At 46.0% G+C, this 16316-nt stretch carries 15 protein-coding genes; 7 read left to right on the top strand and 8 right to left on the bottom strand.

Annotated features, from left to right (window positions below; genetic code table 11):
* Both V5298_RS15570 and V5298_RS15565 read right to left on the bottom strand, forming a co-directional pair.
* A partial coding sequence (locus tag V5298_RS15570; protein ID WP_332932365.1) for a CoA transferase subunit B occupies nucleotides 1-624 on the bottom strand: 624 nt, incomplete at its 3' end.
* Nucleotides 625-626: 2 nt separating this feature from the next.
* Entirely contained in the window at nucleotides 627-1334 is a 708-nt protein-coding gene (locus V5298_RS15565) for a CoA transferase subunit A (protein WP_332932364.1), read from the bottom strand.
* A 104-nt stretch (nucleotides 1335-1438) separates the two neighbouring features.
* Between V5298_RS15565 and V5298_RS15560 the strand changes: the two genes are divergently transcribed.
* Nucleotides 1439-2326: a LysR family transcriptional regulator gene (locus tag V5298_RS15560; protein ID WP_332932363.1), complete on the top strand. Its 888-nt coding sequence runs from the start codon at nucleotides 1439-1441 to the stop codon at nucleotides 2324-2326.
* A gap of 69 nt (nucleotides 2327-2395) precedes the next feature.
* Here V5298_RS15560 and V5298_RS15555 read toward each other — a convergent pair whose 3' ends face one another.
* Together V5298_RS15555 and V5298_RS15550 are read right to left on the bottom strand one after the other, a co-directional pair.
* Entirely contained in the window at nucleotides 2396-3157 is a 762-nt protein-coding gene (locus tag V5298_RS15555; protein ID WP_332932362.1) for a hypothetical protein, read from the bottom strand.
* Between the two features lie 59 nt (nucleotides 3158-3216).
* The gene (locus tag V5298_RS15550; protein ID WP_332932361.1) at nucleotides 3217-3915 is read right to left on the bottom strand and encodes a HAMP domain-containing sensor histidine kinase; all 699 of its coding nucleotides are present in this window, start codon (nucleotides 3913-3915) and stop codon (nucleotides 3217-3219) included.
* A gap of 205 nt (nucleotides 3916-4120) precedes the next feature.
* On the opposite strand from V5298_RS15550, the gene cysB reads away from it, so the two are divergent.
* Nucleotides 4121-5095 carry an HTH-type transcriptional regulator CysB gene (cysB, locus tag V5298_RS15545; RefSeq protein WP_332932360.1) on the top strand — a complete coding sequence of 325 codons (975 nt, stop codon included), beginning with the start codon at nucleotides 4121-4123 and terminating at the stop codon, nucleotides 5093-5095.
* 15 nt (nucleotides 5096-5110) lie between these two features.
* On the opposite strand, the gene V5298_RS15540 is transcribed toward cysB, so the two are convergent.
* The 3 genes from V5298_RS15540 to pabB all read right to left on the bottom strand — a co-directional run bounded on the left by V5298_RS15540 (nucleotide 5111) and on the right by pabB (nucleotide 8739).
* A complete protein-coding gene (locus tag V5298_RS15540) occupies nucleotides 5111-6484 on the bottom strand; it encodes an L-serine ammonia-lyase (protein WP_332932359.1) in 1374 nt (457 codons plus the stop codon).
* 258 nt (nucleotides 6485-6742) lie between these two features.
* On the bottom strand, nucleotides 6743-7342 hold the full coding sequence (locus V5298_RS15535; RefSeq protein ID WP_332932358.1) for a CoA pyrophosphatase: 600 nt from the start codon (nucleotides 7340-7342) through the stop codon (nucleotides 6743-6745).
* Complete coding sequence (gene pabB / locus V5298_RS15530) at nucleotides 7339-8739, bottom strand: aminodeoxychorismate synthase component I (RefSeq protein WP_332932357.1); 1401 nt, start codon at nucleotides 8737-8739, stop codon at nucleotides 7339-7341. Before pabB ends, V5298_RS15535 begins: the two co-directional genes overlap by 4 nt.
* A gap of 160 nt (nucleotides 8740-8899) precedes the next feature.
* Between pabB and V5298_RS15525 the strand changes: the two genes are divergently transcribed.
* Nucleotides 8900-10429: a fumarate hydratase gene (locus V5298_RS15525; protein WP_332932356.1), complete on the top strand. Its 1530-nt coding sequence runs from the start codon at nucleotides 8900-8902 to the stop codon at nucleotides 10427-10429.
* 94 nt (nucleotides 10430-10523) lie between these two features.
* On the opposite strand, the gene V5298_RS15520 is transcribed toward V5298_RS15525, so the two are convergent.
* Entirely contained in the window at nucleotides 10524-11714 is a 1191-nt protein-coding gene (locus V5298_RS15520) for a divalent metal cation transporter (RefSeq protein WP_332932366.1), read from the bottom strand.
* A gap of 390 nt (nucleotides 11715-12104) precedes the next feature.
* Between V5298_RS15520 and V5298_RS15515 the strand changes: the two genes are divergently transcribed.
* The 4 genes from V5298_RS15515 to rlmJ all read left to right on the top strand — a co-directional run.
* Nucleotides 12105-13289 carry a thiamine pyrophosphate-dependent dehydrogenase E1 component subunit alpha gene (locus tag V5298_RS15515; RefSeq protein ID WP_332932355.1) on the top strand — a complete coding sequence of 395 codons (1185 nt, stop codon included), beginning with the start codon at nucleotides 12105-12107 and terminating at the stop codon, nucleotides 13287-13289.
* Complete coding sequence (locus tag V5298_RS15510; protein ID WP_332932354.1) at nucleotides 13289-14266, top strand: alpha-ketoacid dehydrogenase subunit beta; 978 nt, start codon at nucleotides 13289-13291, stop codon at nucleotides 14264-14266. Before V5298_RS15515 ends, V5298_RS15510 begins: the two co-directional genes overlap by 1 nt.
* 11 nt (nucleotides 14267-14277) lie before the next feature.
* Nucleotides 14278-15843 (top strand): dihydrolipoyllysine-residue acetyltransferase, encoded by a 1566-nt coding sequence (locus V5298_RS15505; protein WP_332932353.1) that lies wholly within the window; start codon nucleotides 14278-14280, stop codon nucleotides 15841-15843.
* 82 nt (nucleotides 15844-15925) lie between these two features.
* Nucleotides 15926-16316, top strand: a 391-nt coding sequence (rlmJ, locus tag V5298_RS15500; protein ID WP_332932352.1) for a 23S rRNA (adenine(2030)-N(6))-methyltransferase RlmJ, incomplete at its 3' end; no start/stop codon positions are given.

Raw genomic sequence — 16316 nt, 5'->3', positions numbered from 1 at the left:
AACCAGTTTTCCGGCAGTTTTCTGTTGGATTTCTTCCACAGTGACACCCGGTGCACGTTCTTGAAGATGGAAAGCGCCATCTTCAACTTCAAGTACGGCTAAATCGGTAATGATACGGGTAATGCAATTTACGCCAGTTAAGGGCAATGTGCATGACTGTAACAATTTGGAGTTACCCCGTTTATCAGCGTGGGTCATGGTGACAATAATATTTTTTGCACCGGCCACAAGATCCATGGCGCCGCCCATGCCCTTGATTAATTTACCTGGGATCATCCAGCTGGCGATGTTCCCTTGTACATCCACTTCAAATGCACCTAAAACCGTGAAATCCACATGACCGCCACGGATCATGGCAAAACTTTCCGCTGAACTGAATATGGATGCGCCCGTAATGGCGGTAACGGTTTCTTTGCCGGCATTGATCATGTCTGCATCCACTTCTTCTTCTGTGGGATAGCGGCCCATGCCTAGCAAGCCGTTTTCTGATTGCAGCATAACCTCAATTCCTTCGGGTACGTAGTTTGCAGCCAGGGTGGGGATACCAATACCCAAGTTAACATAATTGCCGTCCTGAAATTCTTGGGCAACACGCATTGCGATTTGGTCTCTGGTTAACGCCATGATTACGCCTCCTGTTTCGCTGTAACTTTTCGTTCAATGCGCTTTTCAAAGGTGCCTTTGATAACACGGTCTACGTAGATCCCTGGCGTATGAATTTGTTCAGGGGGTAATTCACCGGGTTCTACAATTTCTTCCACTTCAACCACGGTAATTTTACCCGCCGTTGCTACCATAGGATTAAAATTCTGCGCTGTATGGCGGTAGATGCAGTTACCGTATCGGTCTGCTTTCCATGCTTTAACAATAGCGAAATCACCGGTGATGGATTCTTCTAAGATGTACGGACGGCCGTTAAAGGTTTTCACCTCTTTGCCTTCACCTACAGGTGTGCCGTAACCGGTTGCGGTGAAAAAGGCCGGTATACCTGCACCGCCGGCACGGAGCTTTTCAGCCAGCGTACCTTGTGGTGTGAGTTCCACTTCTAATTCGCCATCTAACAGTTGTTTTTCAAATAACGCATTTTCACCCACATAGGATGAAATCATTTTTTTAACTTGGCGATCTTCAAGTAAAACCCCCAAACCAAACCCGTCGACACCACAGTTATTCGATACAACTGTCAGGCCGCTTACGCCCAGTGTTTTTATTTGCGCAATTAAGCCTTCCGGAATGCCGCACAAGCCAAACCCGCCAGCGACAATGGTCATATCATCAGATAAACCGTCTAATGCTGCTTCATAACTGGTAACGACTTTATCGAAACCTGACATATGAATCTCCTGTTCATGTTTTATTGGTCAGAAAAGAGTATCCGTGAAGGAAAAATTTTTGTAAAATTAATTTTATATCAATATTAATAAAATTATTTGATGTTATGGCAGTATCGTATCGAAACATGCAGGCTTTTATCTGCGTAGCAGAGTCAGCCACCTTTGCAGAAGCCGCAGAAAAGCTGCATTTAACCCAACCGGCGTTGTCCAGTTCCATTAAGAAAATGGAAGAACAACTCGGCGGTAAACTGTTTAGTCGAAGTACCCGCAGAGTGTCTTTGACCCCCGAAGGCCAAATTCTTTTGCCTAAAGCAAAACGTTTAATGAACGAGTGGGATGAAGCTTGTCATGATATGCAAAATTTATTTGCAATGAAACAAGGCAAGCTTACCGTATCCGCCATGCCCTCATTTGCAGAAAGCAGATTGCCCGGTTTGTTAAATACCTATCACAGTCAATTTCCCAATATCCGTATTCGGGTATTGGATGTGGTGATGGAATCCACCATTGAGAATGTATTAAATGGTAATGCTGAATTAGGTTTTACCTTTGAGCCTGAAATAAAAGATGGCTTATGTTATACCCCCCTTTTTCAAGATGATTTTGTTGCTGTGGTTTATCCTGGTCATCCCTTGGCGGAGATCCCCAGTATTCCCTGGACATCATTACTCATTCACCCCTTTATCGCCATGAACAGAGGTTCTGCGGTTCGTCGCTGGACGGAGGCCGCTGCCGAAGGGCGAGGGCAGCTAAAGATTATTGCTGAGACCGGCCAGTTAGGTTCGGTGGGCCAGTTTATTTCTCAAAAGATGGGGATCTCTGTGGTGCCCTCATTGTGTAAGCGTCAAATGACCATGAAGGGGTTGATATGTAAACCTATTCAAAACAACCCCTTGTCTAAATCTGTGGGGGTTATACGTAGCCAGCGGGGCGGACTTTCTGTGGCGGCGGAAGAATTTTGGGCGTTATGCATAGAAAAGAGCAAAGCCTAAATTGGCTTTGATCACACAGGGACGAAAACAGACCTGCTAGCGGTCTGTCACACAAAGCCTGTTATATGATCACCATTTTTTCTTGGGTGCAAATAACTCGTCTAATTCGTCCCGTTCTTCTTCTTGTTTTCGTGCCCGATCCGCTGCATTGGATTGCTTTAAATCTTCTTGAATGGCTTTTAACCACTCTTTTAATGCTTTGGAGCGACTACGAATATATTCATCCGGTTCAGGATGACTATCTAGGGCGGTGATGGCTTTTTCGAAATATTGTCGTGCAGAACCTAGCATTTCAGATTGCATCGCACTTCGGCCACGTTTTACCAAGGTTTCCACATTGACTTTGAGCTGCAATTTTTCCAGTAGTTTATCTTCTTCGGCAAAGGTTCTACTGGTTATCTTACCTTTAGAATGCTCTGAACGAAGTAATATCCGAAGCTTTTTCACCGCTTGAATATACTGGATAATCAGCTTGTCATTATCCGGTAAAGAAAACTGGCTTAACGAGGCAGAATTCCCACCATCTGCACTGGCGATATTTTTTTCTGCATCAAGGATCCGTTGCTTGATACTTGCATTTCCTGCACCTAATTCGTTAAGGGTATTTAATGCACCAAGGACTCGGCCGTGTAAAATGCTCATCAATCGCTCGGAAATGGGCATACTTACGCAGGCCATAATGACTTTTTCAGTATCATCGATGATGTTTCTATGCTTGGAGATTTCAAGACGACGATCTGCTTCTTGTTTTGCACGGTGTTGCTGCCAAGCGTTAATAATAATGGCAGCAACAATGAGCACCACAATCAGTATTATTATTATGGTAAACATATATACGAGGGTTCCATTTAAGTTACTACGTTGCCTTTATCGACTGAATACGATGATTATTAAGGCAATCTTACTTCAAAAACACTGCCCCCTAGCGTACCACCATTACTTAATGAAATCTCGCCGATTCGCGTCCCTTTACTGTGTGCAGTGGCAATCAGGCGCGCAAAATACAGTCCCAGTCCGGTGCGCCCCTGACTCACATGAAAATCACTTAAATCTTCTGTGCTTCTTTCTAGCATTACCGGCGGATAACCCGGACCATCGTCTTCTACACGCAGCACAAGAAACTCGTCTTTAACTTCTGCGGTAATATGAAGGCGAGATGTGCCATAACGCATGGCATTGATCACCACGTCGTTTACCAGTAAAAAAATCAGTTCCCGATCTAAATACCAGCTGATGACGCCATCAATACAGGAAGTCACTTTAAGCTGTTTTTGTTCGCTGTAAATACGGACGGAGGAAAGGACATCTTCAAACAGGTCGTCAACAAAACACTCATCCACCGTGATGGGTAATTTATTAAGTTCGGCGCGATACAGCGACAGGATTTGCACCAGGTTGGTATTAAGGCGACTGGCTTCGTAATGTACATTTGCCACTTGTTCTATGGCACCGCTGTTATCCGGTGGAATTTGTTCTGTTAAGGATTCGATAGATTGAATGAGTAAGCAGAGGGAATTTTTCATATCATGTACAGCAGCAGCAAGCACTGAAGAGAAGTCGATAGTATGAGAAGGAATATTGTCAGCCATGAAATTTCTGCTCTTTTAAAAATTCAGTTTAATTTTGGTTGCCATAGCCTTGTTATTGAAAACAAGCCGTAAAACCCCAACAAACGCTGGTCTTTTTATGTTTTAATCTGTCACTATAACTAAATCGACTATAGCAATAATCGTTGGTTTTAGTTATAACGTTAGTCAGTTAATAAAAAAGTTCCAGCCGGTGAGGGACAGAAGAATGAAACTACAGCAACTTCGCTATATAGTAGAAGTGCAAAACAACAACCTTAATGTATCCGCTACTGCAGAAAGTCTTTTCACCTCACAACCTGGGATAAGCAAGCAAGTTCGCATGCTAGAAGACGAACTTGGCGTGCAGATATTCGGTCGCAGTGGCAAGCATCTAACCCACGTTACCGATGCGGGTGCCGATGTGATCAATATCGCCCGACAAATTCTTGCAAAGGTTGAGAGCATTAAATCTGTTGCCCGCGAACATACGTTACCGGATCAAGGTAAGCTTAATATTGCTACCACTCACACGCAAGCCCGTTATGCATTACCGGACGTTATTCAGGGGTTTATGAACAAATACCCGAAAGTGTCTTTACATATGCATCAGGGGACGCCGTCACAAATTTCTGATTTAGCGGCAAAGGGTGAAGCGGATTTTGCCATTGCCACCGAGGCTTTGCATCTTTATAACGATTTGGTCATGTTGCCCTGTTACCACTGGAATCGCAGTGTGATTGTGAACAAAGATCACCCTTTATCAAAAAAAGGCTCCATTGATATTGCGGACATTGCCCAATATCCTTTGGTGACTTATGTATTTGGGTTTACCGGACGTTCAGAATTAGATCAAGCCTTTGAACGGGCAGGGTTAACACCGAAAATCGTGTTTACAGCAACCGATGCCGATGTGATCAAAACATACGTAAGATTAGGCGTGGGTATTGGTGTGATTGCGTCTATGGCGGTGAGTGACGAGCTTGACGATGATCTTGTTAAAATCGATGCATCTCACCTGTTTGATTACAGCACTACCAAAATTGGCTTTAGAAAAGGCTCGTTTTTACGAACCTATATGTTCGACTTTATTGAACGTTTTGCGCCCCACTTAACCAAAGACAAAGTGGAAAAGGCAATGATGCTGAAAAACAACGATGAAGTGGAAAAAATGTTTCGTGGCATAACCCTGCCGGTTAAGTGATCCGGCGAGGACCATTTAACATTCAATAATATTGACTGCCAAACCCCCTCTGGCAGTTTCTTTATATTTGGTTTTCATATCGTTACCGGTATCACGCATGGTTTTAATGACCTTGTCTAAAGACACTTTGTGTTCGCCGGAGCCACGCAGTGCCAAACGGCTCGCGTTAATTGCCTTTATCGCCCCCATGGCGTTACGTTCAATACAGGGAACCTGAACCAAGCCGCCTACAGGATCGCAGGTCAACCCCAAGTTGTGTTCCATGCCAATTTCTGCGGCATTTTCCACCGTTGAAACCGTACCGCCCATGATTTCAGCTAATGCCCCAGCCGCCATAGAGCAGGCGACACCGACTTCGCCTTGGCAGCCCACTTCGGCACCAGAAATAGACGCATTTTCTTTATACAAAATACCAATTGCACCTGCCGTAAGTAAAAAGCGGGCTGCGGTTTCTTCGTCCATGGGACGGATAAATTTGTCAAAATAGGCCATAACGGCTGGAATGATGCCTGCAGCACCGTTAGTGGGTGCGGTTACAACCCGCCCACCCGCTGCGTTTTCTTCATTCACTGCGAGGGCAAACAGGTTTACCCAGTCCATGGTCTGCATGGGATCCGCAGAACGTTCGGACTGTAAACGTCGGTATAACCCCGGCGCCCGACGAACGACCTTAAGTCCTCCCGGTAAGATCCCTTCATTTTCAATGCCCCGCTCAATACAGGCTTTCATGGTGAGCCAAATATCAAAAAGTTTACGCTTAACTTCAGCCACAGGATGCAAGGTACTTTCATTTTTTAACATCAAAGAACTGGTACGTAAGCCGTGGGTATCGCACTGCTGACAAAGCTCTTCGGCGGTTTTATAAGGGAAGGGCACAGAAACCGGATTTGTCATCGCCAGTGTTTTCGCCGCATCAAAGTCTTCATCTTTGATGATAAACCCGCCGCCGATACTGTAATAGGTTTGACTGCACAGTAATTTCTCGTCGTTGGCATAGGCATAAAACGTAAGGGCATTGGCATGTTTCGGTAAGGTTTTTCGGCGATGAAAAACAATGGCATTTTTGTTTGGAAATTGGATGGTTTGTGAACCGTTAAGGCGAAGTTGCTGACTTACATCCACCTCTTCGAGAGCGTCTTCTATCTTATCGATATCCACGGTTTCCGGGTGTTCGCCCAATAGGCCAAGGATCACCGCTTTGCCTGTACCATGGCCTTTACCGGTTTGACCCAGTGAACCAAATAACGCAACACGTACCGTCTTTACTTGCTCAAGTTGATGGGTGTCCGCTAAGGATGCAGCAAATTCTGCGCCGGCACGCATAGGTCCCACGGTATGGGAACTTGAAGGGCCAATTCCAACGCTAAACATATCAAAAACACTGATCATTAGATTCTATACTCTTATTATTGTGTGAACCGCAAAGATACTCAGGATGTCACCCCATAGTTATGAGTATGGCTCATAACGTCGCATTGCAAAGCTTAATGTAAAGCACATCGGACTATTCTATGGGTATAACAGCGGCGATCATGCATAGGAAACGTCCTAACTACAATTTAGAAATGCTAATACGCCAATAAAGAATGCTAATAGTTGGGCATGAACAACACTCCAGACTGTCCATAGGGAGATCCTATCGGTGTATCAATCCCTTAAGTAAGCAGAAGCGCTGGGGTTAGCCAAATGATGTGATAAATTTCGAATAATTGCAGCGGTGGCGCCCCAAATCATTTTGTCCTGCCAAGGCATAAAAAATATAGGATGAGGATGTTGTCTGTGAGAGGGATAGTGAACCAAATGATTACGTTTATCCATTAAAAAAGATAGCGGTACTTCAAAGGCCGATTCCACTTCATTTTTATCCAAGGTTAACGCTAAGCCGGGTTTTACTAACCCAATGACCGGCGTCATGGAAAAGCCACTGATGGTGCGATACGCCGGCAGGGCACCGACAACGTGTACATGTTCTCTATTTATTCCCACCTCTTCTTCCGTTTCCCGCAGGGCGGTTTCAATTAAAGACGCGTCATGCTTTTCTTCACCGCCACCGGGAAAACTGATTTCTCCAGGGTGATGACGCAAATGTTTGGCGCGCTGGGTAAGGAGTACCTGTAAACCTTGTGGATAGTCGATAAGAGGTACCAGTACAGCCGCACTGCGGTTTGTTGCATGAAAGGGAAAATCGGCCTCAAGACGTACGTAGCGGATATGATGAAAACGCTGAAGAAATTCATTTTTGGTCATGGCAATCTCTCAAGCAATGGTAGAATTCTAGCCACTTTATCTAATGTCTCCTGATATTCTTCAATGGGATCGGAGTCCAGCACGATCCCGCCGCCGGCCCAGCAATGGAGGGTGCCGTTTTCGGCAAGCAGTGTTCGAATAAGGATGCTGGAATCCATATCCTGACGAAAGCCATAATAAAACAAACTACCACAATAAACATTGCGCCGATGAGGCTCGAGTTCCTCAATGATTTCCATGGCTCTAATTTTCGGCGCACCGGTAATGGATCCCCCCGGAAATGCCCCTGCCATGAGATCTAACGGACAGCTATTGACTTCGAGTTCGCCGGTTACCGTACTTACCATATGGTGCACTGCGGCGTAACTTTCAAGGGCGAATAAGGCCGGTACTTTTACCGTATGGGGTTGACAGTGTTTACTGAGATCATTGCGCAGTAAGTCAACAATCATGAGATTTTCAGCGCGATCTTTTTCTGCTGCAAGCAACGATTGGGCACGCAATTGGTCTGCTTCTTTATCATCACTACGGGGGCGTGTGCCCTTGATGGGACGGGTTTCCACCTTGCCATTCCGTACGGCAATAAAGCGTTCTGGTGAAATACTTAATATACATGCGTCCGGTAAACGCATAAAGGCAGAAAAAGGGGCTCCGTTTGCCTCGCTTAACAATTGAAAGGCCTGCCATTCATCCCCGTGATATTGGGCACTAAAACGTTGTGCCATATTTACCTGATAACAATCCCCGGCCCGCAAATACTGATGAATTTTCTCAAGTGCCTGGATATAGTCTTGTTTCGATAAGTTTGCTTGCCATGAAGAGGTAAGAGAAAACGGTGTGACAGGCTCATAGACTGGGGCGTGCGATGGCAAAAATGGGGGGCGGTGAGACAGCCGACAGTTGTACAGCACACCGGTTTTCGTATCTTGGATCAAGGCTTGTTCATACAAGCCCACGGCAAAATCAGGACATTGATAGTCATCTTCGGCCTGTTGTGGCAGTCGTTCATAGAATCGTCCGGTATCGTATCCTGCTAAGCCAGCGCTGCCGATGAGAAACGGTAAGGTTTGAATAATCTCATCAACAATATCCGACTTAATTGTTAGGGCACTAAATGCCGCTAGCTGACACTGTTTTACTGCGGCAAAGGGCGCAATATCAAGATGTTGTTCCGTGTGGTTTTTATGATCAACCAAAATAGTTTTACCACCACGGGACTCAATACATAAAACGGGATCCCACACCATTATCTTGAATCGACCGAGTTCGCCATATTCTCCGGCAGAGTCAAATAATAATGCGTAGGGTTGATGGGCAACACGGGAAAAGAGGGTCGAAAACGGTAATTCAGAATTAACGGTTTCGATAAGCAGTGTTGTCGATTGGGGTGAATACATACGAAAATGGTTACCTGCGAACAGCAAAAGTCTTTATAATCAAATGTTACAAGTGACACCAAAGTCGCACATGTAAAGCGTGGTGCACTATCTGAAGATGCGCTAGTATACGCTTTTTCCATTCCTTAACACCACAAAGGCTATAAGAAAAGAGGACGCCATGACCGTTATTTGTCAACAAGACTTTATCGATAGCATAGAAGATGCGCTGCAATTCATTTCTTACTATCATCCCCTAGATTACGTAAAAGCGGTTGAAAAAGCTTATTTGAAAGAGCAAAGCCAGGCCGCAAAAGACGCCATGGCGCAAATTCTCATCAACTCCCGCATGTCCGCCGAAGGCAAACGTCCGCTATGTCAGGACACGGGGATCGTAACCTGCTTTGTTAAAATCGGAATGGGTGTGACCTGGGATAAAACCGACATGACGGTACAGCAAATGGTGGATGAAGGTACTCGTCGCGCGTATACGAATCCTGACAACCCTTTACGGGCTTCCATTGTTGAAGATCCCGCCGGTGCCCGTAAAAATACCAAAGACAACACCCCGTCTGTGGTCCATATCGATATGGTACCGGGTGACAAAATTGAAGTGATGATCGCGGCCAAAGGTGGCGGTTCAGAAAATAAATCCAAAATGGTGATGCTCAACCCTTCGGACGATATTGTGGAATGGGTGGTGAAAACCTTACCGACTATGGGGGCAGGCTGGTGTCCGCCAGGTATGCTTGGGTTAGGCATTGGTGGTACCGCAGAAAAATCCGCGGTATTAGCCAAAGAAAGTTTAATGGATCCGGTGGATATTCAAGAACTCATTGATCGGGGCCCGCAAACTACCGATGAAAAACTCCGAGTCGATATATTCAACGCCGTGAATAAATTGGGTATCGGTGCACAGGGGTTAGGGGGATTAACCACCGTTGTGGATGTTAAAATCAAATCGGTTCCTACACACGCTGCCTCTAAACCTGTAACTATGATCCCCAACTGTGCAGCAACCCGCCATGCCCATTTTTACCTCGACGGTAGCGGACCGGCAGATTTAAAAGCGCCTAAATTAGAAGAATGGCCAGAAGTCACCTGGGAAGTAAGCGAAAATACCCGTCGCGTAAATATGGATGAAGTCACCAAAGAAGATATTCAGGAATGGAAAGTAGGCGAGACGGTTTTACTCTCCGGTAAAATGCTGACCGGGCGTGACGCTGCGCATAAACGTATTCAAACCATGCTGGAAAATGGCGAAGGCTTGCCTAAAGGTGTGGATTTAAACGGTAAGTTTATTTATTACGTTGGCCCCGTTGATGCAGTCGACGACGAAGTGGTAGGCCCTGCCGGGCCAACTACCGCTACGCGCATGGATAAATTTACCGATATGATGCTGGAAAAAACCGGTATTGCCGGCATGATTGGTAAAGCAGAACGTGGACCGGCCACCGTTGAGTCCATCGCGAAGCACAAATCAGTGTATTTGATGGCCGTGGGTGGCGCTGCATACTTAGTATCCAAAGCAATCAAAAAAGCCCGCGTGGTCGCCTTTGAAGATCTGGGTATGGAAGCCATTTATGAATTTGAAGTGGAAGATATGCCGGTTACCGTAGCGGTGGATAGTACTGGTGCCAACGCCCATAAAACAGGGCCAGCAATTTGGAAAGCGAAAATTGAAGAACTAGATAGCGCCCTATCTAAGTAATCATTTTTGTAATAAAAAAGGGTACGCTTTGCGTACCCTTTTTTGGTTTTAGTGTAAGGCCAGTAAAAGATCGCAATTGACCTAAGGCCGTTGACTACAAAAACCACTTCCAAATAACAAATAAAAACAAAAAGCCAAATAAGTACAATAACCCTAAGTAGCTGATTGTGGTAAGCCATTTACCCGATTTAAACTGTTCACTTACGTGCCCAGTATTCACCAGTTTATGATTCAACCAAGCAAACACCGGCGTCGTCATAAAGGCCAGTGTCATGGCAAAACCTAACATGGCAAGCAGGGCTGATTTAAAAAACAACACGATGATAAAGCTGACCGCAGCTACAGTGCACAAGGTCATCAAAAAGACCTTTCCTGGGGTATCGCTTTTTCCTCTTAATAACATAATGCCTTCGGCAACGGCCCGTGAATAGCCGTCATAAACCGTAAGCGCAGAACCAAAAATACATAAAAAGGCAATAATTGCGATTAATCCCCGTGCCCATTCGCCGATGGTGTGGGCATACAAATCAACCAGTTGCTTAGAGAAGCCAATCCCGCCGGTGGCCAGTTTTTCGCCACTGCCATGTAATACCAAGGCGCCAAGGGCAAGAAAAACCAGCGCAAGTAGCATGGTGGTAATGTAACCCAAATTAAAATCAAACAGCGCAGAACGGGCCGTGACCGATTTTGTTTGCCGTTGTCGTTTTAGCCAAAGGGAGGTGATACCCGAAATTTCAATGGGCGCTGGCATCCAGCCCATGGTTACGACCAGAAAACCAATGGCGGCCATGGTCCAAGGGGAAGGACTTACGTAAGTGGGGGCGGCCACCGGCCCGTTTTGCCACGCGACGATAGCTGCCGTTACCGTGGCGATGACCAACACGATCATGATGATCTTAGATACGGTATCAAGGGCTTGATAATGGCCTGCTAATAAAATGAATAAGATGATAGCGAGAATAATGCCGGCCATGATGGGAATGGGTATAGCAATAGGAATAAAATAACTCAGTAAACTGGCGGCAAACATCAACAAGGCCGCCGCATTAACCACCGCCGCTATGGCATTAAGGCCTAGAGCGAGCAACAAATAGGGTTTGCCTAACTGCATGTATCCGTGTTGCAAGGTTTCCCCCGTGCTCAAGGTATAGGTGACAGCAGCGCGGAAAAAGGGGTATTTTAAAATATTCACCAAAAGCACCAGCAATGCCAGCTGCCAACCATATTGCGCCCCAGCTTGTGTGGAGGCTACAAGATGACTGCCGCCAATGGCGGCGGTGGCCATTAAAATGCCAGGGCCGAGTAAATTAATGATGTACTTGATAGACGCGATGGGGGACGGGTTTGATTTCAACTCTGTGTTCCTGCTACAGATTCAATATGGGCAAATAGGGCGACGTAGTTTACCCTAAAATAGATATAACAATCAGGATTGATACACAAAAAATGACCTGACTTTTATACAGGTAGGGCATATGTTAACAATAATGGCGCAATATATAAATATAATGTTATTTCGCTAGGATAAAGATATCGAATTTAGCATTTAACGTAAAACAAACATCCCATATTTCTTGCCAACGTGCCTTTTTTAGCAACACCCTTCCCAGCAGAAAGCTTTAGCATGGAATGCATCTACTTAAGGTGACAAGTCATATTGTCAAAGGGGTTTGTTGTGCAGAACAGAAATCATCTCGCCCGTGTTACCACCACACATCAGGTTCATGTTATTGAAAATGGTCTGATTGATATTCCCATGCTTCAAATTTTGTCACCACAAGGTGAGATCCAAGGTGATTGCCCACCGAATATTGATGAATCAACAGCACGTCGAATGCTAGAAGTTATGCAGTTTACCCGGGTGTTAGATGAGCGAATGGTGAGTGCTCAACGGCAAGGCCGCATTAGCTTTTATCTGGCATCCACTGGGGAAGAAGCCGCATCGGTAGCCAGTGCGGCAGCGCTATCCGATAAAGACATGATAATGAGTCAATATCGGGAGCAGGGTGCGCTGGCATGGCGGGGATATTCCCCTCGACAATTTATGGATCAAATGTTCAGCAATTACCATGATCCTAATAAAGGTCGTCAAATGCCTATCCACTACGGTGATAGAAAGCTGAATTTTATGACTATTTCTTCGCCCTTAGCCACCCAGATCCCCCAGGCAGCAGGCTATGCCTATGGCCAAAAGATGGCGGGCATTGATGCCATTACCTTATGCTATTTCGGTGAAGGCGCTGCCTCAGAAGGGGACTTTCATGCCGGTTTAAATATGGCCGCTGTATTATCGTGTCCGGTGATCTTCTTTTGTCGCAACAATGGCTATGCCATTTCTACACCGGCAGAAGAACAATTTGCCGGTGACGGTATTGCATCTCGGGGCATTGGCTACGGCGTAAAAACCATTCGTATCGATGGCAATGATCCCTTAGCTGTGTACGCCGCCACAGAACACGCCCGTAATATTGCCCTAAGCCAGTCCTGTCCGGTCCTGATTGAAGCCATGACCTATCGATTGGCGGCACACTCCACCTCAGATGATCCCAGTGGATACCGCTCGAAAGATGAAGAAGAAAAGTGGCGAAGAAAAGATCCCATTGTTCGTTTTAGTGCTTGGTTAAAAAGCAAAGGTTGGCTGGATGAAGACGATCTGGATAAACGTCTTGATAGGATGCGCCAGACTGTACTTTCGGCCCTTAAAGAGGCAGAACAAGAACCCGTTAGTCCTATTGATGATTTGGTAACCGATGTTTTTGACCACGTGCCATGGCACCTAAAAGAACAAATTTCAGCACTGAAAAAGCATATCCAAAAATACCCAGATGCTTACCCTAAAACAGCGGGGAGGCTAAAATAATGGCGAAAATGAACCTTCTTCAAGCGGTGAATCACGCCCTTATCACCGCCATGAGCGACAATGAAAAAGTGATGGTTTTTGGTGAGGATGTGGGCCATTTTGGCGGCGTGTTTCGTGCAACCAGTCATTTACAGGAACAGTTTGGCAAACAACGTTGTTTTAATACGCCACTTACTGAACAAGGCATTATTGGATTTGCCAATGGATTAGCCAGCCAGGGCGCGTATGCGGTGGCAGAAATTCAATTTGGGGATTATATCTTTCCGGCGTTCGACCAAATCGTGAATGAAACAGCAAAATTTCGCTATCGCTCGGGGGGGCAGTTTACCTGTGGCACCTTAACAATCCGTACACCTTATGGCGGTGGTATTGCCGGTGGTCATTATCATAGTCAATCGCCTGAAGCCTTTTTCGCCCACTGTCCCGGCTTACGCATTGTTGTACCGCGTAACCCTTATCAGGCAAAAGGTCTATTGCTGGCCTCGATTCGTGACGACAATCCGGTTTTATTTTTAGAACCCAAGCGACTTTACCGCGCCTCGGTGTGTGAGGTTCCCGAAGATGACTATGAATTGCCGTTAGGCAAAGCGGACATGGTACAAGAAGGTAAGGATATTACCCTGGTGGCATGGGGCGCACAGGTGGAAATTGTACAAAAAGCGGCGTTACGGGCGTTGGAAGATGGCATTTCCTGCGAGATCATCGATTTACGCAGTATAGCCCCCTGGGATGCTGAGGCGGTGGCAACATCAGTCATGAAAACGGGCCGTTTGTTAATCAACCACGAAGCGCCTTTAACCGGTGGCTTTGCTAGTGAAATTGCTGCAACCATTCAAGATAAATGCTTTTTATATCTTGAGTCACCCATCTTGCGGGTTTGTGGTTTAGATACGCCGTTTCCCCTGGCCCATGAAACAGAGTATATGCCAGATGAACTTAAAACTTACGAAGGTATTCTTCGTACCATGCATTATTAAGAGGCATCATCATGAGCAAAGAATTTGTTTTGCCCGACATCGGTGAAGGGATCGTTGAATGCGAATTACTAAGCTGGCTGGTCAGTGAAGGCGACAAGGTAGTTGAAGATCAACCTGTGGCCGAAGTCATGACGGATAAAGCGACAGTACAAATCCCCGCAATGGATGCCGGTAGAATTATTAAGCTCCATTATCGCCAAGGGGATATTGCGAAGGTGCATTCACCGTTATACACCATCGATACCGCTGTAGCGTCAAAAACCAGTGACAGCAGTGAGATGGCAAACACCCCAAATAGCCTGCCTGAACAACCGGCGTCATCGGAAACATCCACGGTGGAAGAGGTGTTTAAACTTCCCGATATTGGTGAAGGTATCGTGGAATGTGAAATTGTGAAATGGCACGTTGAGCAAGGCGAGCCAGTGGCAGAAGATCAGGTGGTATTAGAGGTGATGACCGACAAGGCTGTGGTGGAAATTCCTGCCAAGCATGATGGTGTGGTGACAAAATTATTTTATCAACAGGGCGATATTGCAAAAGTGCATTCCCCATTGTTTTCGTTAACGCGACCTGGTCAGGCAGTTACCCAACAACCACAAAACAACCTCACCGAAGGGGACGTCTCCCATGATGAGGTTTTGCCAGTACAAACCGATGGCGAATTTGTCCCGGCGGTGGCGACACCCGGCAAAGTACTGGCTAGTCCAGCGGTAAGACGCATTGCCCGTGAACATGAGATAGATCTTGCCTCTATGACAGGAAGCGGAAAAAAAGGGCGTATTTTAAAACAAGATATTCTTAGTGTTACTGCACAGCCAAATGAGGATAGGACTCAAAACGTTGAGCATGGCGCGCTAAGTGATGCACATTCTGGGGTTAAAACGGTGGCATTACGGGGCGTACAAGCCATGATGGCCAAAAAAATGGCTGAATCGGCACACACCATCCCCCATTTTACCGTGAGTGATGAAGTGGAAATGGATGCCCTTATTACACTGCGGGATGCCCTTAAACCGGCATTTGCTAATCAAGAGGTAAAACTGAGCTTTATGCCCTTTTTTGTTAAAGCCTTGTCCCTTGCCTTAGACGCGTATCCCATTCTTAACAGCCAACTAAGTGAAGATGGTCAATCGGTACATTTTTATGAAGATCATAATATTGGCTTTGCTATCGACAGTCAGGTGGGACTGTTAGTGCCCAATATAAAACGGGTACAAGACTTAAGTCTTTTGGACATTGCCACGCAAATGCAAAATACCCTAGTACAGGGGCGTGAAGGAAAGCTTCCTGCCGATGCATTGAAAGGGGGCACCATTACGATTTCCAATATCGGTATGCTAGGGGGGATTACGGCCACGCCCATTATCAACAAGCCGGAAGTGGCCATTGTCGCCATTGGTAAAATGCAGACGTTACCGCGTTTTGATAATCACAATGGGGTGGTGGCAAAACAGATTTTACAGGTTAGCTGGTCCGCTGATCATCGCATTATCGATGGTGCCACCATGGTGAAATTTAATAATCTATGGTGTCACTATCTGCAAAATCCCAGTGAGATGCTGATGTACCTGAGGTAACCGTTGCCTGACATGTGGCAAAGGCTGTCAGCCAAGTCATTTGCGCGTTACAATGACGTTTTAAGCGATGGTCAGGTCTATTGTGTTAAGTTATAAACATGCCTTTCATGCAGGTAATCATGCGGATGTGGTTAAGCATTTGTGCTGGTTAGGGGTTATCGATCACCTCAAGAAAAAAGAAAAACCTTTCACCTTGTTCGACACCCATGGAGGCGCAGGGTGTTATTCTTTTACCGATGAACAGATGCAAAAGAATAAGGAATATCAATCGGGGGTTGATCCTCTTGCCGGTATCACGCCCCGCAGCGCCTTACTTCAACGTTACATCAATACCATCATGCCTTACTGGCAACTTCAACAATATGCGGGCTCGCCATTGCTGGCCGCCGAAGCCTTACGGGCACAAGATAACGCCCATTTTATGGAGTTGCATCCCAGTGAAGCCCAAACACTGACCTCGGTTATCCGTGGGA

Origin of the sequence: Alteromonas sp. 14N.309.X.WAT.G.H12 (assembly GCF_036697315.1) — a bacterium.
Classification (GTDB): domain Bacteria; phylum Pseudomonadota; class Gammaproteobacteria; order Enterobacterales; family Alteromonadaceae; genus Alteromonas.
This window is presented reverse-complemented; position numbering and strand designations above follow the sequence as displayed.

Coding starts and splice junctions, on each gene's coding strand:
- cysB (WP_332932360.1), top strand. CDS start 4,121: ATGAAACTACAGCAACTTCGCTATATAGTAGAAGTGCAAAACAACAAC.
- V5298_RS15505 (WP_332932353.1), top strand. CDS start 14,278: ATGAGCAAAGAATTTGTTTTGCCCGACATCGGTGAAGGGATCGTTGAA.
- V5298_RS15520 (WP_332932366.1), bottom strand. CDS start 11,714: ATGGCCACCGCCGCCATTGGCGGCAGTCATCTTGTAGCCTCCACACAA.
- V5298_RS15550 (WP_332932361.1), bottom strand. CDS start 3,915: ATGGCTGACAATATTCCTTCTCATACTATCGACTTCTCTTCAGTGCTT.
- V5298_RS15540 (WP_332932359.1), bottom strand. CDS start 6,484: ATGATCAGTGTTTTTGATATGTTTAGCGTTGGAATTGGCCCTTCAAGT.
- V5298_RS15535 (WP_332932358.1), bottom strand. CDS start 7,342: ATGACCAAAAATGAATTTCTTCAGCGTTTTCATCATATCCGCTACGTA.
- pabB (WP_332932357.1), bottom strand. CDS start 8,739: ATGTATTCACCCCAATCGACAACACTGCTTATCGAAACCGTTAATTCT.
- V5298_RS15555 (WP_332932362.1), bottom strand. CDS start 3,157: ATGTTTACCATAATAATAATACTGATTGTGGTGCTCATTGTTGCTGCC.
- V5298_RS15510 (WP_332932354.1), top strand. CDS start 13,289: ATGGCGAAAATGAACCTTCTTCAAGCGGTGAATCACGCCCTTATCACC.
- V5298_RS15525 (WP_332932356.1), top strand. CDS start 8,900: ATGACCGTTATTTGTCAACAAGACTTTATCGATAGCATAGAAGATGCG.
- V5298_RS15565 (WP_332932364.1), bottom strand. CDS start 1,334: ATGTCAGGTTTCGATAAAGTCGTTACCAGTTATGAAGCAGCATTAGAC.
- V5298_RS15560 (WP_332932363.1), top strand. CDS start 1,439: ATGGCAGTATCGTATCGAAACATGCAGGCTTTTATCTGCGTAGCAGAG.